General features: G+C 71.4%; 20 protein-coding genes. 8 read left to right on the forward strand and 12 right to left on the reverse strand.

What is annotated here, in order from left to right; genetic code table 11:
- Nucleotides 1-960 (reverse strand): IS481 family transposase, encoded by a 960-nt coding sequence (locus BUE45_RS10655; RefSeq protein WP_073378321.1) that lies wholly within the window; start codon nt 958-960, stop codon nt 1-3.
- 413 nt (nt 961-1,373) lie between these two features.
- On the opposite strand from BUE45_RS10655, the gene BUE45_RS10660 reads away from it, so the two are divergent.
- The gene (locus tag BUE45_RS10660; protein WP_073378324.1) at nt 1,374-1,913 is read left to right on the forward strand and encodes a hypothetical protein; all 540 of its coding nucleotides are present in this window, start codon (nt 1,374-1,376) and stop codon (nt 1,911-1,913) included.
- A gap of 12 nt (nt 1,914-1,925) precedes the next feature.
- On the opposite strand, the gene BUE45_RS10665 is transcribed toward BUE45_RS10660, so the two are convergent.
- Nucleotides 1,926-2,747 (reverse strand): class I SAM-dependent methyltransferase, encoded by an 822-nt coding sequence (locus BUE45_RS10665; protein ID WP_073378326.1) that lies wholly within the window; start codon nt 2,745-2,747, stop codon nt 1,926-1,928.
- Nucleotides 2,748-3,099: 352 nt separating this feature from the next.
- On the opposite strand from BUE45_RS10665, the gene BUE45_RS10670 reads away from it, so the two are divergent.
- The 4 genes from BUE45_RS10670 to BUE45_RS10685 all read left to right on the forward strand — a co-directional run bounded on the left by BUE45_RS10670 (nt 3,100) and on the right by BUE45_RS10685 (nt 7,631).
- Entirely contained in the window at nt 3,100-3,765 is a 666-nt protein-coding gene (locus tag BUE45_RS10670; protein WP_073378328.1) for a sigma-70 family RNA polymerase sigma factor, read from the forward strand.
- On the forward strand, nt 3,762-4,061 hold the full coding sequence (gene rsrA / locus BUE45_RS10675) for a mycothiol system anti-sigma-R factor (RefSeq protein WP_073378330.1): 300 nt from the start codon (nt 3,762-3,764) through the stop codon (nt 4,059-4,061). Before BUE45_RS10670 ends, rsrA begins: the two co-directional genes overlap by 4 nt.
- An 847-nt stretch (nt 4,062-4,908) precedes the next feature.
- Nucleotides 4,909-6,303 (forward strand): HD-GYP domain-containing protein, encoded by a 1,395-nt coding sequence (locus tag BUE45_RS10680; RefSeq protein WP_178378514.1) that lies wholly within the window; start codon nt 4,909-4,911, stop codon nt 6,301-6,303.
- Nucleotides 6,303-7,631, forward strand: a complete 1,329-nt coding sequence (locus BUE45_RS10685) for an HD-GYP domain-containing protein (RefSeq protein ID WP_073378333.1) — start codon at nt 6,303-6,305, stop codon at nt 7,629-7,631. The genes BUE45_RS10680 and BUE45_RS10685 overlap by 1 nt, the downstream gene beginning before the upstream one ends.
- Nucleotides 7,632-7,736: 105 nt before the next feature.
- Here the strand turns inward: BUE45_RS10685 and BUE45_RS10690 are convergent, their stop codons facing one another.
- Nucleotides 7,737-8,477: a GntR family transcriptional regulator gene (locus tag BUE45_RS10690; RefSeq protein WP_073378335.1), complete on the reverse strand. Its 741-nt coding sequence runs from the start codon at nt 8,475-8,477 to the stop codon at nt 7,737-7,739.
- 99 nt (nt 8,478-8,576) lie between these two features.
- Here BUE45_RS10690 and BUE45_RS10695 point away from each other — a divergent pair, with 99 nt between their 5' ends.
- Nucleotides 8,577-10,127, forward strand: coding sequence for a sensor histidine kinase (locus BUE45_RS10695; RefSeq protein ID WP_073378337.1), 1,551 nt, complete (start codon nt 8,577-8,579; stop codon nt 10,125-10,127).
- 558 nt (nt 10,128-10,685) lie between these two features.
- Here the strand turns inward: BUE45_RS10695 and BUE45_RS10700 are convergent.
- Both BUE45_RS10700 and BUE45_RS10705 read right to left on the reverse strand, forming a co-directional pair.
- Complete coding sequence (locus tag BUE45_RS10700; RefSeq protein WP_073378339.1) at nt 10,686-10,943, reverse strand: WhiB family transcriptional regulator; 258 nt, start codon at nt 10,941-10,943, stop codon at nt 10,686-10,688.
- A gap of 275 nt (nt 10,944-11,218) precedes the next feature.
- Complete coding sequence (locus BUE45_RS10705) at nt 11,219-12,151, reverse strand: diacylglycerol/lipid kinase family protein (protein ID WP_073378341.1); 933 nt, start codon at nt 12,149-12,151, stop codon at nt 11,219-11,221.
- Nucleotides 12,152-12,259: 108 nt separating this feature from the next.
- Here BUE45_RS10705 and BUE45_RS10710 point away from each other — a divergent pair, with 108 nt between their 5' ends.
- Nucleotides 12,260-12,664: a hypothetical protein gene (locus BUE45_RS10710; protein ID WP_073378343.1), complete on the forward strand. Its 405-nt coding sequence runs from the start codon at nt 12,260-12,262 to the stop codon at nt 12,662-12,664.
- 30 nt (nt 12,665-12,694) lie between these two features.
- On the opposite strand, the gene BUE45_RS10715 is transcribed toward BUE45_RS10710, so the two are convergent.
- The 7 genes from BUE45_RS10715 to BUE45_RS10745 form a co-directional block, all read right to left on the reverse strand.
- Entirely contained in the window at nt 12,695-13,453 is a 759-nt protein-coding gene (locus BUE45_RS10715; protein ID WP_073378881.1) for an RNA polymerase sigma factor SigF, read from the reverse strand.
- A 41-nt stretch (nt 13,454-13,494) separates the two neighbouring features.
- Nucleotides 13,495-13,920 (reverse strand): ATP-binding protein, encoded by a 426-nt coding sequence (locus BUE45_RS10720; protein ID WP_073378345.1) that lies wholly within the window; start codon nt 13,918-13,920, stop codon nt 13,495-13,497.
- Between the two features lie 124 nt (nt 13,921-14,044).
- On the reverse strand, nt 14,045-14,536 hold the full coding sequence (locus BUE45_RS10725) for a GNAT family N-acetyltransferase (protein WP_073378348.1): 492 nt from the start codon (nt 14,534-14,536) through the stop codon (nt 14,045-14,047).
- Between the two features lie 95 nt (nt 14,537-14,631).
- A complete protein-coding gene (locus BUE45_RS10730) occupies nt 14,632-15,189 on the reverse strand; it encodes a class I SAM-dependent methyltransferase (RefSeq protein WP_073378350.1) in 558 nt (185 codons plus the stop codon).
- Between the two features lie 145 nt (nt 15,190-15,334).
- Entirely contained in the window at nt 15,335-16,150 is an 816-nt protein-coding gene (locus tag BUE45_RS10735) for an amino acid ABC transporter ATP-binding protein (RefSeq protein ID WP_073378353.1), read from the reverse strand.
- Nucleotides 16,150-17,115 (reverse strand): amino acid ABC transporter permease, encoded by a 966-nt coding sequence (locus tag BUE45_RS10740; protein ID WP_073378355.1) that lies wholly within the window; start codon nt 17,113-17,115, stop codon nt 16,150-16,152. Before BUE45_RS10740 ends, BUE45_RS10735 begins: the two co-directional genes overlap by 1 nt.
- A 43-nt stretch (nt 17,116-17,158) precedes the next feature.
- Nucleotides 17,159-18,082 carry an ABC transporter substrate-binding protein gene (locus BUE45_RS10745; protein WP_073378357.1) on the reverse strand — a complete coding sequence of 308 codons (924 nt, stop codon included), beginning with the start codon at nt 18,080-18,082 and terminating at the stop codon, nt 17,159-17,161.
- A gap of 384 nt (nt 18,083-18,466) precedes the next feature.
- Here BUE45_RS10745 and BUE45_RS10750 point away from each other — a divergent pair, with 384 nt between their 5' ends.
- Nucleotides 18,467-19,660, forward strand: a complete 1,194-nt coding sequence (locus BUE45_RS10750) for an NAD(P)-dependent malic enzyme (RefSeq protein ID WP_073378359.1) — start codon at nt 18,467-18,469, stop codon at nt 19,658-19,660.
- Nucleotides 19,661-19,730: the final 70 nt, after the last annotated feature.

Consider the following 19,730-nt stretch of genomic DNA (forward strand, 5'->3'; position numbering starts at 1 on the left):
CTAGGTGTATTGACCTGAGAGGTTAGGTACGCGGGAAGCGGGAGGGCCCCCGAGGGCGGTGTGGAACCGGTGGTGATTGTAGTGGTGCAACCACCCTGTGAACGCCTCCCGCTTCTCGCTCTCGCTGGTGTAGGGGCGGGCGTAGGCCCATTCCTCGACCAGGACGCGGTTGAACCGCTCGACCTTGCCGTTGGTCTGGGGACGGTAGGGGCGGGTGCGCTTGTGCTCGATGCCCTGGCCGGCCAGCAGGCCCCGCCAGGCGTGGGACTTGTAGCAGGACCCGTTGTCGGTCAGCACCCGCTCCACGACGATGCCCACCGACGCGAAGTAGGCGGCCGCGCGTTCCCAGAACCCGGTGGCGGTCTCCTTCTTCTCATCGGCCAGGATCTCGCAGTAGGCCAGGCGGGAGTGGTCGTCCACGGCGTTGTGCAGGTAGGCGTACCCGGCCCTGGCCCGGTTCTTGCGCCCCCGGGCGCGGCCCAGTGTCTTGTGGCCGCCGCCGTCGGGGATGTTGCCGAGCTTCTTGATGTCCACGTGGACCAGCTCGCCGGGCCGCTCGCGTTCGTATCGGCGCACCACACGGCCGGTGGCCCGGTCCAGGTGGGTGAGGCGGGCGCACTTGTAGCGGGTCAGGACGCGGTGGACGGTGGAGGCGTGCATGCGCAGGTGGCCGCCGATGCGGGCTGGTCCCCACCGGTGGAGGATGCGGAGTTTGATGATCCGGCGCTCGCGGTGGGTGGGGGTGCGCCGGGGGCTGTGGTGGGGGCGGCTGGAGGTGTCGTGCATGCCGGGCTCGCCGAGGGTCCGGTAGCGGTCGGCCCAGCGTTTGGCGGTGGTGGGGCTGGTCTGGAAGCGTTCGGCGGCCCGGCGCAGCGGCCAGCCGTCGTCCACGACGCAGCGGGCCAGGGCCAGGCGCCCGGCGGGTGTGAGGCGGGCGTTGGGGTGGGTAGTGTGGGGCATCGAGGGCCTTCTGGTGAGTCGGTGCAGATGTCGCAATCCACACCGATACCGAAGGCCCTCTTCGTGTGTGTCGGGCGGGGTGGGTGTTACCAACCTCTGTGGTCAGTACACCTAGGCCGCCGTTCGGCGGGTTCCCCCCTCGGGTCCGGCGCGCGCGCCGGAGGGCGCGTGAGGGCGCCCTCCCCGGTGCGGTGCCCGCCGGGCACCGCACCGGGCCCCGTCCGGACGGCGCCGGCGCGGCGGGGACGGCCCGGTGGCCGCGACCGCTCCGGCCCGCCGCGCACGCCCTGACCGCCGCCCGCCTCCGGCGGCGGGCACCGCGCTGTCACCGGTCCGCCGCGGAATCACCGTGGCGGACCGGACCCGTGCCGTGCCAGGCTGGCCCCGCAGGTTCCCCCGACAGTGAGGCCCCCATGGACATCCTCCTCCGCGACGCCGCGATGACCACGGCGATCTTCGGCTTCTTCGCCTCCGCCTGGTTCGGGTGGGCCCAGGAGCGTCCCCCCGCGGGACCGGCCACGTGGTGGCTGGGCGGCGGCTCCGCCGCCGGCCTGCTGCTGGCCGTGGCCGGGGGCGTGCTGTCCTGGCTGCACTGGGACACCGGGTCGGTGCTGGGCGGGGACGGTGCGATGGCCCTGTACCTGGTCATCCTGGCGGTGGAGTTCGGCGCCGCGCTGCTCGGCGTGCTGGTCCTGCTCGCGCTGGGCCGCCGCGAGTACTTCGCCCCGTGGATCTGCCTGGTGGTGGGCGTGCACTTCTTCCCGATGGCGCCCGTCCTGGACAACGTGCTGCTGTACCCCCTGGCGGTGTGGCTGACCCTGTGGCCGTTCCTCGCCGTGCGCTGGGCCGACCGCCGGGACCTGGCCTACAGCTTCACCACCGGTGTCGGCGCCGGCCCGGCGCTGCTGCTCACCGCCCTGCCGGCCGCGGCCGCCGTGGCCGCCGCCCTCTGACGGCGTTCCGGGTCAGCCGGGTTTGCGGGCCCCGGCCAGGAGGTGCACGCCGACGTAGTCGTCGGACTCGGTGGCCCGCAGCTCCATCTCGACCAGCCGGTTCATCGACCGCGGGTCGCGGGCCAGCATCATCTCCACCGTGGACGCGGACAGCACCGTGCGGGGCTTGACCCACTCCAGTTCCAGGCCGGCCTCGGCGAGGGTGTCGGCGAGCTGCTCGGCGGTGAAGCAGCGGGTGATGGACCCGTCCGGCCAGGGCACCAGCAGCACGTCGGCACTGGGCGCGTGGCTCAGCTCGGGCCAGCAGTCCTGCTCGGCCAGCAGGGCCATGCCCAGCACCACCGAGTCGACGCACAGCAGTACCCGCCCGCCCGGACGCAGCACCCGGGCGATCTCGGCGACCGCCTCCTCGGTGGCGAGCTGCCGGGACAGGACGCGGTTGTCGGCGATGACGCCGTCGAAGCTCCCGGGGGCCAGGAACCTCAGGAACGCCGCGTCCCCGACGATCTGGCGCAGCCGCCCGCGGGGGGCCGGGCGCGGTACCGCGGCGCGGCCGTTGACCAGGCGCAGGGGCCGGCGCACCGCGAGGTCGGCGGAGGGGAGCAGGGCGACCACGTCGTGGCCCGCGGCGACGGCGCGGGGGGTCCCCTGGTAGTCCGGGCTGGACAGGTCGAGCAGCCGTGAGGGGGCCTCCGGAAGCCAGCGGGCGATCTGCGCCTCGGCGACGGCCCAGTAGAACCGCCAGTAGTCGGAGAGCCGGTCGGGGGTGGCGAACTGGGCCGCCGGTGACCGGGGGCGGTCGGAGGCCGGAGTCGAGGACGGTCGCACGTGCACTCCTCTCCATCCTTCAAAGGGTCTTACCCGCACTCTGCCATGCCTCACCTCCGCCGACGCGCCCGATCGGTGAAGTTCGGTCCCGGAAAGGACCTTCGACCCATGCCCTGTCCGGAATCAGCGGGCGGCGGCCGTTGTTGTGACGGAACACCGTGACCGGGCAGGGACCCGGTCCCACCGCCAGGGACTTCCGGAGGAGGACCGTCAGACCATGCCGATCGCCGGTGCGTGCCTCGAACGCGAGGAGGCGTCGACCACGCCACGTGGTGCCGATGCACGGCTCCGTGCCGGGGAACCGTATCTTGTAGGTACGGATTTCCCAGCCGGGACCAGTGCGAGGAGGCCGACGGGCTTGGATCAGGGCCAGGAGACAGCCGAGGAGCGGGAAGAGCGCTTCGAGAGGGACGTGCTTCCCTTCCTCGACCAGCTCTACTCCGCGGCGCTGCGCATGACCCGCAACCCCGCCGACGCGGAGGATCTCGTCCAGGAGACCTTCGCCAAGGCGTTCGGTTCGTTCCACCAGTTCAAGGAGGGGACGAATCTCAAGGCGTGGCTGTACCGCATTCTCACGAACACCTTCATCAACTCCTACCGCAAGAAGCAGCGCGAGCCGAAGCAGGCCGGCACCGAGGACGTCGAGGACTGGCAGCTGGCGCAGGCCGCCTCGCACACCGCCGCGGGGCTGAAGTCCGCCGAGGCGGAGGCGCTGGAGCACCTCCCCGACAGCGACGTCAAGCGGGCGCTGCAGGAGCTGCCCGAGGACTTCCGGATCGCGGTCTACCTCGCCGATGTCGAGGGCTTCGCCTACAAAGAGGTCGCCGAGATCATGGGGACGCCGATCGGGACGGTCATGTCCCGTCTGCACCGGGGGCGTCGCCAGTTGCGTTCCCTCTTGGAGGAGTACGCGGTCGACCGCGGTTTCCTCCCCGCGGTGCGCGCCACGGCCGGCGCGACCGCCTCTGGAACGTCCGCGGGCGGGCGGGCTCAGGACGGGTCGGATCGAGGAGATCGGCAATGAGCGGCCAGGGTCGTGACGGGGAAACCCCGTGCAGTGAGGTGCTCGACAAGCTCTACACGTACATCGACGGGGAGCTCGAGGAGAACAACTGCGAGCAGATCAGGCAGCACCTGGACGGGTGCGACCCCTGTCTGGAGGAGTACGGCCTGGACGAGGCCGTGAAGAAGCTCGTGGCCAAGCACTGCGGCTGCGACCCGGTCCCGCTGGACCTGCGCGACAAGGTGCTGGGGCGCCTGGCGCAGGCGCGCGACGAGCAGGCGGCGCGTGAGGCGGCGGAACCCGGTACGGTCGCCTGAGGCACGCGGACGCGGTTCCCGTTCGGACCCGGTTCTTTTTTCGGGAGGGCGGAACCCTCCGAGGCGGAAGCTGGAATTCCAGCTTCCGCCTTTTGTTGTCTTGTGGGGTTTTTGGTTTCTTGTCGCATTCTGGGCTTTTGGTCGGGTTTCGAGTCATTTCTCGGAAATGTCATGTCGGATTCTGCTGTGTCGCAGGGGTTTTTGGTCATCGGACTTTCCGGGTGACGCCTTCGTCCTGTCCTGCGACACGCCCGACCGCCCGCCGGCGCCGCGTCCCGTGATCGACTCGGAATGAATTTTCCTATGCGGGGGTGAGGTGGCCCCAGGTGATCACTTTGTGTAGCCGATCTCGGTTCCCCTCGTCAGGTGTGCCTGGTGGGAGCTGCTCGGGTGTCGGACTTCCCCGATCACGTCTCCGTGATGCATGATCACACAGGGTAGTCGACCGTGATCTCTAATTGAATTAGTAATTCCATATTCCGGAATTTCTAATCCTCTTCGGAGTCCGTGGTGCCGATGGTTCGGGTTGTGGTGAATCCGGGTGCCTTCGGGGCCCGTTAAACTGGTCGCCATATCCAACGAATGGGGTAATTTGCGCGGCGTGCCCGGGGGAATAAGGCATGCCGTTCAGGGGAGAGGGGACAACGATGTTCATGGCTCTGTTTCACACCGCCGCTGCGGCGATCTTGGCCGCTTCCTCCTTCACCGGATGGTCCTGGTGGTAGAACAGAACCGGTGAAACCATGACAGTACGGTCGTCGTTGGTGGGAGGTGAACGAGGGTGCGGGCTCTTCCCGGGGGCGCGCGTGTCTACGTCGGAATCATCGTTGTCAGTGCTGTCACCATCCTGCTCATCGGGCCCTACACGGGTATCGATCTGCGGACGCTGATCGTCGTGGCGCTGCTGTTCGTGGTCGCGGAGTCGATCAGTACGAGCGTCTCGGCGGGCGGCAAGGCGGGCATCTCACCCAGTTCGGCGGTCTCGCTGGCGGCGGTCGTACTCGTGGGCCCGGTCGGAGCGGCGGTGGTCGGTTTCGCCTCCTGCCTCGCGGTCCGCAGGCAGGAGGCGGTCAAGCGGGCCTTCAACGGGGCGCAGTTCGCGCTGGCGGCGTACGTTTCCGGACACGTCTACCTCATGTGCGGCGGCGTCGTCGGGGAACTCGGCCGGGAGGACTTCCCGGCAGTGGTCCTTCCCTACGCGGCCGCCGTCCTGACCCACTCCGTCCTCAACTCCCTCCTGGTCGCCATCCTGCTCGGAACACTCGGCCAGGCCCGCCGGAGGGGGCGCGGCAGGTTCAACTGGCGGCCCCTGGCCGCGGTGGAGCTGTCCTCGATGGGCTACCAGATGCTCGGCCTGGCGATCGCGGCCGTCTGGGGCGGCGTGGGCGTCATCGCCCCCCTCCTGGTCCTGCTCCCGCTGTTCATCGCGCGCTGGGCGTTCGCGCAGCAGGCCGACGAGGTCCGCGCGCACGAGGCCACCCTGGCCACGCTCTGCCAGGCGGTGGAGACCAAGGACTACTACACGCGCGGCCACTGCATGCGCGTCGCCGAGGGCGCCGCCATGATCGCCCGCGAGCTGGGCATGTCCGCCGAACGGGTGCAGAAGATCCGCTACGCCGGGATGCTGCACGACATCGGCAAGCTCGGGGTGCCCACCAAGGTGCTCCAGAAGACCGGCAAGCTCACGGACGAGGAGTACGCCGCCATCAAGCTGCACCCCACCAGGGGCTATGAGATCGTCCGCGAGATCGGCTTCCTCGACGAGGCGCTGGCCGGGATCCGCCACCACCACGAGCGCTTGGACGGCCGCGGCTACCCGATGGGGCTGGTGGGGATGGAGATCCCCGAGTCGGCCCGTGTCATCAGCGTCGCCGACGTCTTCGACTGCCTCACCTCCACGCGCTCCTACCGCCAGGCGTGGTCGGTGGAGGACGCGATCGTCGAGCTGCGCGCCTGCGCGGGGACCCAGTTCGACCCGCGCATGGTCGAGGCCCTGGTCCGCGCCGTGGAGCGCGAGGGCTGGGAGACGCCGGACATCGCCGAGGCGCCGGGCGGGTGCTACGGCTCGGCCGAGGCCGAGGCCGCCGCGGCCCGGGATGCCGCCCGGGACGGCTCCGAGCCCGAGGCGGAGCCCGCGCCCGCCGCGCCCGCGGACGGGGAGGCCCTGCCGGTGCCGGCCGAGTCCGCGGCGCCCACGACGGCGCTGCCCACGGGCACCGCGACGGGCGGTCGGGAACGGTGATGACGCAGCGGCAGACGGAGGGGCCGCCCCCGCGGCGGCCGATGGGACCCGAGGGGGGAGCGCTGAGCGACCAGCGCCGGGGAGGTCCGCTCTGGCGGACCCCCCGCCCGGTGCGCGCGCTCCTGGTGTCGGCGGTGGGGGCCCTCTCCCTGGCCTCCCTGGTGTGGACCTCGGCCACCGGGTTCGTCGAGCCCTCTGTGGCGCTGAGCTTCTGCCTGGTCATCGCCGTCGGCGAACTGGTGCGGATCACGCTGCCCGGGCACCGGGAGGTCGCGCCGATCGCCTCGGCAGGGGCGGTCGGCTACGCCTTCCTGCTCGGCCTGGGGGAGGGGCCCGCGTCCCACTCGCCCTGGCAGGTGCTGGCGGTCGTCGCCTGCGGTGTGGCGGTGGGCGAGCTGCCGCACATCGCGGTGGGCCGCGCCCCGCGGGTGGAGGACGTGGCCCGCCGGGTCCTCTCCGCCGGGCTGCTGGCCGTGGGCTTTCGGCCCATCGCCGACCAGCTCCAGCTGTCGGGTCCCTCGGTGACGGCGACCCTGCTCATGTTCACGCTGGTGCTGACGGTGTGGACCGTGGACGCCCTGCTGGCTGCGGTGCTGCGGGCCGAGCGGCTGCGCACCCGGCTGCGGGTGGCCGCCCGCGACGAGATGCGCGCCCAGTTCGCCTCCGGTATGGCCATCGGCTCCAGCGGCGTGCTCATCGCGCTGGCCTGCACCGTCACCGGCCTGGCCGGACTGCTGGTGTTCAGCGCCCCGCTGCTGGTCGCTCAGGTGGCCTTTCGCAGGCACGCCGAGGTGCGCCGCACCTACCTGGAGACCGTGCGCGCGCTGTCGAGGGTCACCGAGGTCGGCGGATACGTCGAGAACGGGCACTCGCGCCGGGTCAGCCACCTGTCCCACCTGGTCGCCTGCGAGCTGGGCCTGGCCGAGGCCGACCTGCTGGAGCTGGAGTACGCGGCGCTCATGCACGACATCGGGCAGCTGTCCCTGCGCGAGCCCATCGCGGGCGGGGCGACCGTGCTGGCCTCGCCCCGCGAGCAGCGGCGCATCGCCGAACTGGGCGCGGGGATCATCCGGGAGACCGGGGTGCTGGACTCCGTCGCCGAGACGGTGCGCCGCCAGTGCGAGCCGGTCGACGGCGACGGGGACGAGGGCGTGCCGCCGCTGGGCAGCCGGATCATCAAGGTGGCGAACGCCTTCGACGACCTGGTCGGCGAGAACGGCGACGCCGAGCGCCGGGAGGCCGTGCTGGAGCGGCTGCGGATGGACGCGGGCACCGAGTACGACCCCCGGGTGGTGGAGGCCCTGGCCACGGTCCTGGACCGCGGGTAGCCGGCGCGGGGCCCGGGCGCGGTCCCGGGCCCCGCGGGGCGCTCCGGCCCTCGGCGGGGTGCCGGGGCGGTCCGGCACCCCCGGCCGTACGGGGCTCCGGGGGCCTCAGTCGGTCGGGGGGCGCAGCCTGGTGACGAACTTGTAGCGGTCGCCGCGGTACAGCGAGCGCACCCACTCCACGGGGTGCCCGTCCCGGTCGAAGCTGTGCTGGCAGTGCAGGACCAGCGGCAGGCCCACGTCCACGCCGAGCAGCCGCGCCTCGTTCGGGGTCGCCAGGACGGTCTCGATGGACGCCTCCGCCTCCGCCAGCGAGACGTCGTAGGCGCTCGCCAGCGCTTCGTACAGCGAGGCGTAGCGGTCCAGCTGGCGGCGCAGGCCGGGGAAGCGCCGGGCGGCCAGGTGCGCGGTCTCCACGGCCATCGGCTCCCCGTTGGCCAGCCGGAGCCGCTCGATGCGCAGCACCCGCCCGCCGGAGCGGATCGCCAGCAGCTCGGCGAGCTGGTCGTCGGCGTTGATGTAGCTCACGTCGAGGATGCGGGTGGCCGGGTGCAGGCCGTGCGAGCGCATCTCCTGGGTGTAGCTGGTGAGCTGGAGCACCTGGGCGACCTTGGGCTTGGCCACGAACGTGCCCTTGCCCTGGATGCGCAGCAGCCGGCCCTCGACGACCATCTCGGTGAGCGCCTGCCGCACCGTGGTCCGGGAGGTGCCGAACTGGGTGGCCAGGGCCCGCTCCGGCGGCACCGGGTTGCCCGCCGGCATCGCCTCGATCAGCTCCAGGAGCTGCTTCTTCACCTGGTAGTACTTCGGCACCCGGGGGTTGCCGTCCAGTGTCCCCTGCCCGGTCATCAGTCTCCTCCGCGTTCGGCCGCGCCCGGGGAATTGGTGTGGACCACTGGTCGAGCGCGTACCTCTTGAGTATGCACGCCTTCATGGGATGATTTGTGAGTGCCTCACCTCAGTGATCTCATCAGGCGTCACACGTCTCTCAAGCAGGCGGATCTGGAGTGGATCCACTCCCTGGTATCCGACTGGCAGCTGCTGGCCGACCTCTCCTTCGCGGACCTGGTGCTGTGGGTGCGGCTGCGCGAGGACGACGGATGGGTGGCGGTCGCGCAGATGCGCCCCACCACCGGCCCCACCGCGTTCCAGGACGACCTGGTCGAGACCCTTCTCAACGACGATATGACGGACCTCACATCCCGTACCGCCCCGCGCGTGGTGGGCCGCAGGGCGCTCATCGACCGCGCCTGGCGGGAGGGGCGCATCTGCCGGGACGGGGACCCCGACTGGTCGGGCGGCGTCCCGGTGCGCGAGGAGACCATCCCGGTCCGCAGGGAGGGCAACCTCATCGCGGTCATCCAGCGCAGCACCAACCTCAGCTCGGCGCGCACCCCCAGCCGCCTGGAGCTGACCTACCTCCAGAGCGCAGGCGACCTGGCGCAGATGATCGCCGAGGGCGTGTTCCCCTTCATCGACCAGGGGCCGCTCATGGTGCGCTCGCCCCGGGTGGGCGACGGGCTGCTGCGCCTGGACCAGAACGGCGAGGTGGTCTACGCCAGCCCCAACGCCCTGTCCGCCTACCGGCGGCTGGGGCTCGCCGCGGACCTGGTGGGCGCCCGCCTGGACCGCATCACCCTGGAGCTGGCCGCGCCGGGGGAGGCCCGCGACGAGAACCTCACCTACACGGCGGGCGGCCGGGCGCCCCAGGAGGCCGAGGTGGACGCCCGCGGGGTCACCGTGCAGCTGCGCGCGATCCCGCTCATCATCGACGAGGTGCGCATCGGCGCCCTGGTGATGGTCCGCGACGTCACCGACCTGCGCCGCCGCGAGCGCGAGCTGATGACCAAGGACGCGACCATCCGGGAGATCCACCACCGGGTCAAGAACAACCTCCAGACGGTGGCGGCCCTGCTGCGGCTCCAGGCGCGCCGGCTGGACGTGCCCGAGGCGCGGGCCGCGCTGGACGAGGCGGTGGGCCGCGTCGGCTCCATCGCGATCGTCCACGAGATGCTGTCGCACACCCCGGACGAGGTGGTGGACTTCGACGACATCGCCGACCGGGTCATCCAGATGGCGGCCGAGGTGTCCTCCACGTCCTCGGGCAACACGGTGGTGCCGCGCCGGGTGGGCGGGTTCGGCCTGCTCAACGCCCTGGTGGCGACGCCGCTGTCGATGGTGCTCGCGGAGCTGGTGCAGAACGCGGTGGAGCACGGCCTCGGGCAGGGGCCGGGGTCCATCGAGGTGCGGGTGCGCCGGTTCGAGGGCGGGGCGGGGTACACGGGGGCGGGAAGCCTGGAGCTGGCCGTCTCCGACGACGGCGGGGGGCTGCCGGAGGACTTCGACCTGGAGGGCACCACGAGCCTGGGGCTCCAGATCGTGCGGACGCTCATCGTGGGAGAGCTCGGGGGGACCCTGGCGATCAAGCCCAAGGAGAGCGGCGGGACCGAGGTGGCGATCACCCTGCCGTTGGACAGGGAAGAGGCGTTCCTGCCCTAGCCCGCGTGGTCGGGGGAGCGGTCCGCGTCCGTCCTCCCCGCGCGGACCGCGGCCGCGGGGCCGGGTGCGCGGACGAGGTCCGGCGACCGCGTGGGGCGACGGGGCCGGGGGCGTTCCCCGTGTCCGCCCGCCTGCGCGGCCGGGGCGCGGTGCGGCCCGCGGCCGGGGTGTGCCGTGGTGGTGTCGGGGGGCCGTGTGCGTGCGGGCCCGGTGTCCCGGTGCCGGGTATGTGCGCGGCCGGGGCGGGCCGTCGGGGGTGCGGCATGGTGGTGTCGAGTCGGTCCGCTTGGTCCGCGCGCGTGGGCGGGCAGGACCGCGCCGGCGGCACCCTCCCCGGGAAACGCGTCGTGGGTTCGCGTGCGGGCCGGGGGTCCGGCGTTTCCGCGGACGCGGTGCCCCAGGGCCTCAGCGGCCCTCAGGCGCCCTCGGAGGCCCTGGGGGCGCGGCGCCCTTTGCGAGAGCCGGCTCCCCTTCCCCCCGGGGCGGGCAGGCGCGTTCCGCGCGGCGTCCGGCCGGCCCCGGCACTCGTTCGCCGGGGGGCGGTGCGGGCGTCCCGGGTCAGCTGCGTACCATCGAACGGTGGGGGATGCCGCGCCGCTTCTTGATCAGACGGCGCTCGTCCTCGCTGGTGCCGCCCCACACGCCGCCGTCCTGGCCGCTCTCCAGAGCCCAGTTCAGACAGGCGGAGCTGACGGGACAGCGCCGGCACACGTCCTTGGCCTCTTCGATCTGCATCAGTGCCGGGCCGAAGTTGCCGATGGGGAAGAAGAGTTCGGGGTCTTCGTCACGGCAGGCTGCGTCGTGGCGCCAGTCCATGCGGTCCACTCCTCATGTCGAGGTCCGGGGGCTTGTGAAGAATTTCACGAACACTGCGCGGCGGGCGCCCGATGGATGGGTCCCATCGGTGGGTCCGGACTGCGGGTTCACCCCGCGGCCACTCGGGAAGCGCCCGAATTAACTCGCCCGTAACTCGCGGCGATATCTTGAGCGTGGCAGGCCTGAACCCGGCGTGCAAGAGGCCGCGGGGTCAAAGGTCCCGTAAGGCATGTCGCATGCGTCACAGTGCCGTTGAATGGCTACTGCGCCGACAATTAACAGACGATTCGTAATGCCTTCGGTACGGAATGGAAGTTGACCTCTTCCCGCTCACCCAGGTACTCCCCGTCGATTTGGAACGCCCGGGGATGGGACGACGTGATCCGCAGAGTCTCCTGATCGTGCCAGGTCAGATAGCCGTCACCCTGTGCGGGGAGCCCTTTGGGGAAGAACATCTGGGAAAGGATCCAGCCGGTGAGCGCGTGTCCCGCCTGGGTCAGCGCGAAAGCGTCCAGCCCCAGCTCGAAACGGGAGGCGGCGGTCGGCTGGAGCGGCAGCGCACCCGCGTAAGTCCACGGAGTGGTGTTGGTGACGAGAGCGAAATAGACGTCGTTCACCCCGCCGCCGCGGGTCTGCACGGCCAGTGAGGGATCGCGGATATCCCCGCCGAAGAACAGCTTGAACGCGACCTCCGCGTACAGCGCGGGGGTCGCCTTGCGCCCGTTCGACCGCTCGTTCTCGACCCGCTGGACCACGTCGGCGTCCCAGCCGAACCCCGCGCAGAAGGTGAAGTAGCGGTCGTCCCGGTCGCTGGTGATCCGGCCCAGGTTGATCTCGCGCTCGCGGCCCGCGCGCAGGGCCTCCAGGATGGTCCCGGTGGCCTCCACCGGGTCGCCGGACACGCCCAGGGCGCGGATGAAGACGTTGGCGCTGCCCCCGGGGATCACGGCGTAGCGCGGCCGCTTCAGCTCCGGCGGCGTGGCCAGCAGGCCGTTGACGACCTCGTTGACGGTGCCGTCGCCGCCCAGGCTCACCACCAGTTCGTATCCGTCGGTGGCCGCCTTGCGGGACAGCTCGATCGCGTGGTCGCGGTACTCCGTCTCGGCGACGGTGACGTCCAGCTCCGACGCCAGGGCGCCCAGGATCACCTCACGGGTCCGTGAGGTGGTCGTGGTCGCCTGGGGGTTCACGATGAAAAGGGCGCGCACACGGCCAGTGTAGGCCCATGGGACGCGGTCCCGGGGGTACGGGACCGCGGAGCGCGCCGCCCGGGAGGGCGGTGGGGGGCGCGGGCGGGGCACGGATAGGCTCGGGGGGTGTCTTCCGAGGTCTCTTCCCGCCCGTTCACCGTCGTCGTCGCAGCAGCGCTGGAGGCGCTGATCGGGGCGGCCGCCGGTGTCGGCGGGCTCTACAGCATGTTCACCGCGGTCACCGGGCGCACCGGCGAGCTGGACAGCGCGCTGCCGCTCACCGTCATCGGGCTGGGTGTGGCCGCGCTCCTGCTCTTCGTCGCCCAGGGCCTGTGGCGGCTCAAGGAGTGGGCGCGCACACCGGTCTTCATCACGCAGCTCTTCCTCGGCGTGGTGGCGTACTACATGTTCACCAGCGGCCAGTACCTGGTCGGCGGCGTGCTGGTGGCCGTGGCGGTGGCCGCCTCGGCGGCGGTGCTCTCACCTCCGACGACCGCGGCCCTGTTCCCCGGCGAATGGGGAGAGGAGTAAGGAGCGGTGGGCCGCGGCCGTCGGCGCGTGTCAGTCGTCGGTGGTCAGAGCCTGTCGCAGCTGGGCCAGGGTGCGCGCCAGCAGGCGCGACACGTGCATCTGCGAGATGCCCAGCTCCTGGGCGATCTGCGACTGGGTCATGTTCCCGAAGAACCGCAGCAGCAGGATCCGCTTCTCCCGCGGCGGCAGCTGCTCCAGGAGCGGCTTGAGGGACTCGCGGTACTCCACGCCCTCCAGGGACTCGTCCACGATCCCCAGCGAGTCGGCGACCGCGGGCGCGTCCTCGTCCCCGCTGTCCGGAGCGTCCAGCGACACCGTCGAGTAGGCGTTGGCGGACTCCAGGCCCTCCAGCACCTCCTCCTCGGTCATCTGCAGGTGCGCCGCCAGCTCGGCGACCGTCGGCGAGCGCCCCTCGCGCTGCGACAGGTCGCTGACGGCCTTGGTCAGTGAGAGCTTCAGCTCCTGGAGGCGGCGGGGGACCCGGACGGCCCACCCCTTGTCCCGGAAGTGGCGCTTGATCTCACCGACGATGGTCGGAGTGGCGTAGGTGGAGAACTCCACCCCGCGCTCCAGGTCGAACCGGTCGATCGACTTGATGAGCCCGATCGTGGCGACCTGCGTGAGGTCGTCCAGCCATTCCCCTCTGTTGCGGAACCGGCGGGCCAGGTACTCCACCAGAGGAAGGTGGAGCTCCACCAGCTCGTCGCGGATCCTGCGCCGCTCCTCGGAGTCGGCGTCGAGTTCGTTGAGGCGTTCGAACAGCGCTCTCGCGCGCGCCCGGTCGGGCACCGCGTGCTCGGTCTTCGCGGTCAGAGCGGGCCCCCTTTCGCTCACGCCGGCTCCAAGGTGCCACGGCGTTTGTACAGGACGATGGAGACACGGTCGTCGGGTCCGACCTCGGCGTCGACCTCTCCGGCCAGGGCGGACAGCACCGTCCAGGCGAAGGTATCGCGCGCGGGCAGTCGGCCGTCGGCGGTGATCACCGAGACGGAGATGCGCATCCCGTCCGCGGCGAGCTCGAACTCGGTGGTCAGCTCCGTGCCGGGCAGCGCCTGGGAGAGGAGCATCGCGCAGGCCTCGTCGACACCGATCCTCAGGTCCTCGATCTCGTCGAGGGTGAAGTCGAGTCGCGCGGCCAGTCCCGCCGTCGCCGTGCGTAGGACGGACAGGTATGCGCTGTCCGCGGGCATGTTGACGGTGACAGCGTCGCGTACACCGGTGGCGTCGGCCATGGGCACGGCGGTTTCTTCGGTCACGTCCCTCCTTCGGGGGGCGAGGTTGCCGCTTGAATGCAATGTATCTCGTTTCACCCTGCCACTGGCGCAGGGACGACGGAACGTGTCCGCCCCATCGGGGCGAACGCGAGACGAACGGTCGTGATCAGGGGCCCTGGGAACCCAGGGCGGCAAGCTCCGCGCCGTCCAGGCGGCGTACCGTCCACTCGCTCAGGGGCTGCGACCCGAGCGCCTCGTAGAAGCGGACGGCCGGCTCGTTCCAGTCCAGCACGGACCACTCCAGGCGGGTGAAGCCCCGCTCCACGCAGATCCGCGCCAGGGCGCGCAGCAGTTCCACGCCGTGTCCCCGACCGCGGGCGTGCGGGCGCACGTAGAGGTCCTCCAGGTGGATCCCGTGCCTGCCGGTCCAGGTGGAGTAGGTGAGGAACCACACCGAGAAGCCGACGGCGACGGGCGTCCCGTCCGGCCCTGGGGCCTCGGCGACGTGCGAGAACACCGCGGGGCCGGGTCCGAAGAGCGCGGCGTGCAGGTCCTGTGCGGTGGCCTGCGCGGACTCCGGCTCCTTCTCGTACTCGGCGAGCTCGCGGATCATCGCGAGGATCTCCGGCACGTCGTCCGGCACGGCGGGACGGATCATCGGATCACCTCGGACGGGAAAGGGGACAGGGCCGCTTCCAGCCTACGCGCACCCGGCGGCCCGTCCGGGGCCGCGGGTGCGGGGGCCGGCGGGCGTCAGGGCCGGTGGGCGACCATCCGTTCGACGGTGCCGAAGAACAGCCGGTCGTGGTGGCCGACCCGGAACCCCGCCTCGGCGGCCTCCTCGCGCGGCGCGCGCCGGTGCTCCCGGCGGCGCGCCGACAGGCGGGGGAGGAGGCGGGCGCGGGGGATCCGCTCCGCCGCCAGCAGCCGCCCGCCCGGCACCAGGACCCGGTACATCTCCCGCAGCGCCCGCGCCCGGTCGTCGACGGTGTCCAGGGCCAGCATGCACACGACGGTCTCGAACCCCTCGTCGGGGAAGTCCAGTGACAGGGCGTCGCCCTCGGTGAAGCGGGCGACCAGGCCCAGCTCCTCGGAGCGCTTGCGGGCCGAGGCCAGCGCCGCCGAGTCGGTGTCGATCGCGGTCAGCCGTACCTGGGGCGGGTAGTACCGCAGGTTGGCGCCGGTGCCCACGCCCACCTCCAGGGTGCGCTCGCGCGCGCCCGCGCAGAGGATCTCCCGGGTGCGGCGCAGCGCGGGCCCCTCCCAGGGCTCCGCTCGCCCCCGCCCGGTCCACGGCCGCCGTACGTTCATGTCCTCGCCCGCTGTGCTCACCACCCCGACTCTGTGTCCCCGTGGGCCCCCGGTCAAGGGGTGGCGGCGCGTTTCTCCGGGAGAGGGCGCAAAAAGCGGGCGGCCCGCCCCCCCGAAGGGGCGGGCCGCCTCCGCGACCGCCGTTTCAGAGCACCTTGGACAGGAACGCCCGCGTGCGCTCGTGCTGCGGGTTCCCCAGCACCTCGGCGGGCTCGCCCGACTCCACGACCGCCCCGTCGTCCATGAACACCAGGGAGTCGCCGACCTCGCGGGCGAACCCCATCTCGTGTGTGACGACCATCATGGTCATGCCGTTCTCGGCCAGGTCGCGCATCACGTCCAGGACCTCGCCGACCAGCTCCGGGTCCAGGGCGCTGGTGGGCTCGTCGAACAGCATCAGCGACGGCTCCATCGCCAGCGCGCGGGCGATCGCCACGCGCTGCTGCTGGCCGCCGGAGAGCTGGTCGGGGTAGGCGGAGGCCTTGTCGGGCAGGCCCACCCGCTCCAGCAGCTCGGTGGCCTTGGCCGTGGCCTCGGCCCGCGGGACCCGCTTGACCTGCATCGGGGCCTCGATGATGTTGCCCAGCACGCTCAGGTGGGGGAACAGGTTGAAGCGCTGGAAGACCATGCCGATGTCGCTGCGCTGCGCGGCGACCTCGGTCTCGCGCAGCTCGTAGAGCTTGCCGCGCTTTTGCCGGTACCCCATCAGCTCGCCGTTGACCCACAGGCGCCCGGCGGTGAGCTTCTCCAGGTGGTTGACGCACCGCAGGAAGGTCGACTTGCCCGACCCCGAGGGGCCGATGATGCACATGACCTCGCCCCGGCGGACCTGGAGGTCGATGCCCTTGAGCACCTCCAGGCGGCCGAAGCTCTTGTGCACGTTCTCGGCGACCACGAGGGCGTCGGAGGGCAGCTCGGCGCCCTCGGCGGTCTCGATGACCGGCTCGTTCGGCTCGCTCATCAGTGCGCCCCTCCCACGATCCGGTTGCGGATGCCGCCGTACTGGCCGGGGTTGAAGCGGCGTTCGATGAAGTACTGTCCCACCATCAGGACGCTGGTGATGGCCAGGTACCACAGGCACGCCGCCACCAGCATCGGGAAGATCTGGTAGGTCCGGGCGCCGATGGCCTGGAGCTGGTAGAACAGCTCGATGGTCACCGGCACGTAGGCGAGCAGCGCGGTGTCCTTGAGCATGGCGATGGTCTCGTTGCCGGTGGGCGGGATCACCACCCGCATCGCCTGCGGAAGGGTGATGCGCCGCAGGACCTTGGCCCGGCTCATGCCCAGGGCCTGGGCGGCCTCGGTCTGGCCCTTGTCGACGGACTGCAGGCCGGCGCGGATGATCTCCGCCATGTAGGCGCCCTCGGAGAGCGACAGCGCCATGAGGCCGGCCACGTAGCCGCTCAGCAGGGTGCGGGTGTCGATCTCGAAGAAGCGGGCGTCGCCCTCCAGGCCCAGCCAGGCCATCCAGTAGTTGTCGAAGGGCAGGCCCAGCTCGATGGTCTGGTAGAGGATCGCCAGGTTGCCGAAGAGCACGGCCAGGACCAGGCGCGGCACGCCCCGGAAGAACCAGGTGTAGAGCCAGGAGACGGTGCTCAGCACCGGGTTCCCGGACAGCCGCATCACGGCCAGCACGATGCCCAGGGCGATGCCGATGACCATGGACAGGACGGTGGCGCTGATGGTGACCCACACGCCTCGGACCACGGGGTCCGAGAACATGTGCTCCACCATGAACGGCCAGTTGAAGGCGTCGTTCGTGAAGAGCATGTGCACGAACATCGATGCGAGGAGCAGGACGACGCCGGCGGCGATCCACCGTTCGGGGTAGCGGACGGGGACGGCGGTGATGGGTTCGGCCGGTCGGCCCGGAGCCGGGGTGCTGCTCGGCTCCGGGCCGCCCACCGGTGCGCTCGGTGAGGACACAGGTCGGACTTTCGTTCGGGTGACGGACGGGGGAGGTCTTCCCTTACTCCGCGGCGGGGTTCACCTCGGCGGTCTCCAGACCGCCGGCCTCGACGCCCCACTCGCCCAGGACCTGCTCGTAGGTGCCGTCCTCGATGATGGCGTTGAAGGCGGCGGCGACGGCCTCGGCCAGCTCGGTGCCGTCCTGGTGCGCGAGGATGCCGTAGGGGGCGGCGTCGTACTGCTCGCCGATGAACTCCAGGACGCCCTCACCGGTCTGCTCCAGGGCGTACGCGGCGGTGGGCATGTCCGCCAGGGAGGCGTCGTTGACGCCGGACACCACGGTCTCGGTGGCCAGCGGCTGGTTCTCGAACTTCTGGATGGCGATGGCCTCTTCGCCCGCGTCGACGCAGGCCTGGCTCCGGGCCTCGATGTCCTCGTCGTGGGTGGTGTCGGACTGGACCGCGATGCGCATGCCGCAGGCGTTGTCGGGGTCGACGTCCTGCGGGTTCCCGGCCTGGGCGAACCACTGGGTGCCGGAGGAGAAGTAGGAGATCATGTTGACCTGCTCCATGCGCTCCTCGGTCACGGTGAACGAGGAGGAGCCCAGGTCGTAGGTGCCGGTGTCGACGCCGATGATGATGGAGTCGAAGGTGGTGGGCTCCCACTGCGCCTCCAGGCCCAGCTTGCCCAGGGCCGCCTCCAGCAGGTCGACGTTGAAGCCCATGACGGTCTCGCCGTCGGCGTCCAGGAACTCGCCCGGGGGGTAGGACGCCTCCACGCCGATCGTCACGGAGCCGGCTTCGGCGATGTCGGCGGGGACCAGGGCGGCGAGCTCCTCGTCCACCTCGACCGCGGGCTTCTCGGGGGCCGCGGACTCCTCTCCCGCGGGCTCGCCCGAGCCGCCGCAGGCGCTCAGCGCGAGGACACCGGTCAGGGCCAGGGCGCCGACGGGGAGGAGCGCGGACAGGGGCTTGTGCAGGGCCATCGTGGATCTCCTTCTGGGGCACGAAGTGCCTGGTCGGAGTCGGGTTCGCGGCCCCTCCACCCGAACCAAAGCGACATACGGTGCAATATGTGGCAAATGTTGATACGTCGGTGCCGTCCCATGGTGCCGACCCTGCGATTTTCCTGCGGTCACCGTTGTGAGAGGATTGCGTAACGGGTCATCCCCGTAGAGAGGCGTACGCGCAGAACTCGTATAAGAGTCACGCGAAGCACGACCCCTTCCCGCGGCACCACCGGTCATGGCCGACCGGCGCGGGAACGGGCTCCCCTAGCACGGCACCCCTGCTTCGCGCGCGGTACGCGCCGACACCATCCGCCGCGTCATGGCCGACGCCGGCGGCAGTAAGACCTTGAAGGGTTTTCGATGACCAGCGATTCTTCTTCGCATACCCGGAATCCGCACCTGGACGACGACCCCGCCTTCGCCCTGCACCGCGGCGGCAAGCTCCAGGTCACCCCCACCGTGGACGTGCACGACCACGAGGGGCTCGCCCTCGCCTACACCCCGGGCGTCGCCCGCGTCTGCAGCGGCATCGCCGACGCGCCCGAACTGGTGGAGGACTACACCTGGCGGAGCAACCTGGTCGCCGTCGTCACCGACGGCACCGCGGTCCTGGGCCTGGGCGACATCGGCCCCCAGGCCTCGCTCCCCGTCATGGAGGGCAAGTCGCTGCTGTTCAAGCAGTTCGGCGGCATCGACTCCGTGCCCATCGCGCTGGCCTGCACCGGCGTCGACGAGATCGTCGAGACCGTCGTGCGGATGGCCCCGTCCTTCGGCGGTATCAACCTGGAGGACATCTCCGCCCCGCGCTGCTTCGAGATCGAGAAGCGCCTGCGGGAGCGGCTGGACATCCCCGTGTTCCACGACGACCAGCACGGCACCGCGATCGTCACCGTCGCGGCCCTGCACAACGCGGCCCGCCTTACCGGGCGCACGCTGGGCGACCTGCGCGCCGTGGTCTCCGGCGCGGGCTCGGCCGGGGTCGCCGTCACCAAGATGCTCATCGACGGCGGCATCGGCGACATCGCCGTGGCCGACTCCAAGGGCATGGTCTACGAGGGGCGCGAGGGCCTGACCCCCGTCAAGCGGGAGCTGGCCGCGATCAGCAACCGGGCGGGCCTGCGCGGCTCCATCGAGAGCGCCCTGGCCGGCGCCGACGTGTTCATCGGCCTGTCCGCGGGCGAGGTCCCCGAGTCCGTCGTCGCGACGATGGCCCCGGACTCGATCGTCTTCGCGATGGCCAACCCCAACCCGGAGATCCACCCGGACGTCGCGCGCAAGTACGCGTCGGTCGTGGCGACCGGGCGCAGCGACTTCCCCAACCAGATCAACAACGTCCTGGCCTTCCCCGGCGTGTTCCGGGGCGCCTTCGCGGCCCGCGCCACCGACATCACCGAGAACATGAAGCTGGCCGCCGCCACGGCGCTGGCCGGCCTCGTCGGCGACGACCTGTCGGCGGACCACATCATCCCCAGCCCCTTCGACGAGCGGGTGGTCCCGGCGGTCTCGGCCGCCGTCGCCGCCCAGGCCCGTGAGGACGGCGTCGCCCGCCGCTGACCGGACACGGGAAGGGCCCGGAAGGCGCGCCCCCGCGGCGCCCCTCCGGGCCCTCTCCGTTTCCCGCTCC

It is taken from the genome of Nocardiopsis flavescens, from assembly GCF_900141985.1.
In the GTDB taxonomy this organism is placed as follows: Bacteria; Actinomycetota; Actinomycetes; order Streptosporangiales; family Streptosporangiaceae; genus Nocardiopsis; species Nocardiopsis flavescens.

Excerpts from the sequence above, each read along its gene's own strand:
- BUE45_RS10735 (WP_073378353.1), bottom strand. The coding sequence starts at position 16,150 with ATGAGCGAGCCGAACGAGCCGGTCATCGAGACCGCCGAGGGCGCCGAG.
- BUE45_RS10660 (WP_073378324.1), top strand. The coding sequence starts at position 1,374 with ATGGACATCCTCCTCCGCGACGCCGCGATGACCACGGCGATCTTCGGC.
- BUE45_RS10685 (WP_073378333.1), top strand. The coding sequence starts at position 6,303 with ATGACGCAGCGGCAGACGGAGGGGCCGCCCCCGCGGCGGCCGATGGGA.
- BUE45_RS10700 (WP_073378339.1), bottom strand. The coding sequence starts at position 10,943 with ATGGACTGGCGCCACGACGCAGCCTGCCGTGACGAAGACCCCGAACTC.
- rsrA (WP_073378330.1), top strand. The coding sequence starts at position 3,762 with ATGAGCGGCCAGGGTCGTGACGGGGAAACCCCGTGCAGTGAGGTGCTC.
- BUE45_RS10745 (WP_073378357.1), bottom strand. The coding sequence starts at position 18,082 with ATGGCCCTGCACAAGCCCCTGTCCGCGCTCCTCCCCGTCGGCGCCCTG.
- BUE45_RS10725 (WP_073378348.1), bottom strand. The coding sequence starts at position 14,536 with ATGATCCGTCCCGCCGTGCCGGACGACGTGCCGGAGATCCTCGCGATG.
- BUE45_RS10750 (WP_073378359.1), top strand. The coding sequence starts at position 18,467 with ATGACCAGCGATTCTTCTTCGCATACCCGGAATCCGCACCTGGACGAC.
- BUE45_RS10655 (WP_073378321.1), bottom strand. The coding sequence starts at position 960 with ATGCCCCACACTACCCACCCCAACGCCCGCCTCACACCCGCCGGGCGC.
- BUE45_RS10690 (WP_073378335.1), bottom strand. The coding sequence starts at position 8,477 with ATGACCGGGCAGGGGACACTGGACGGCAACCCCCGGGTGCCGAAGTAC.
- BUE45_RS10730 (WP_073378350.1), bottom strand. The coding sequence starts at position 15,189 with ATGAACGTACGGCGGCCGTGGACCGGGCGGGGGCGAGCGGAGCCCTGG.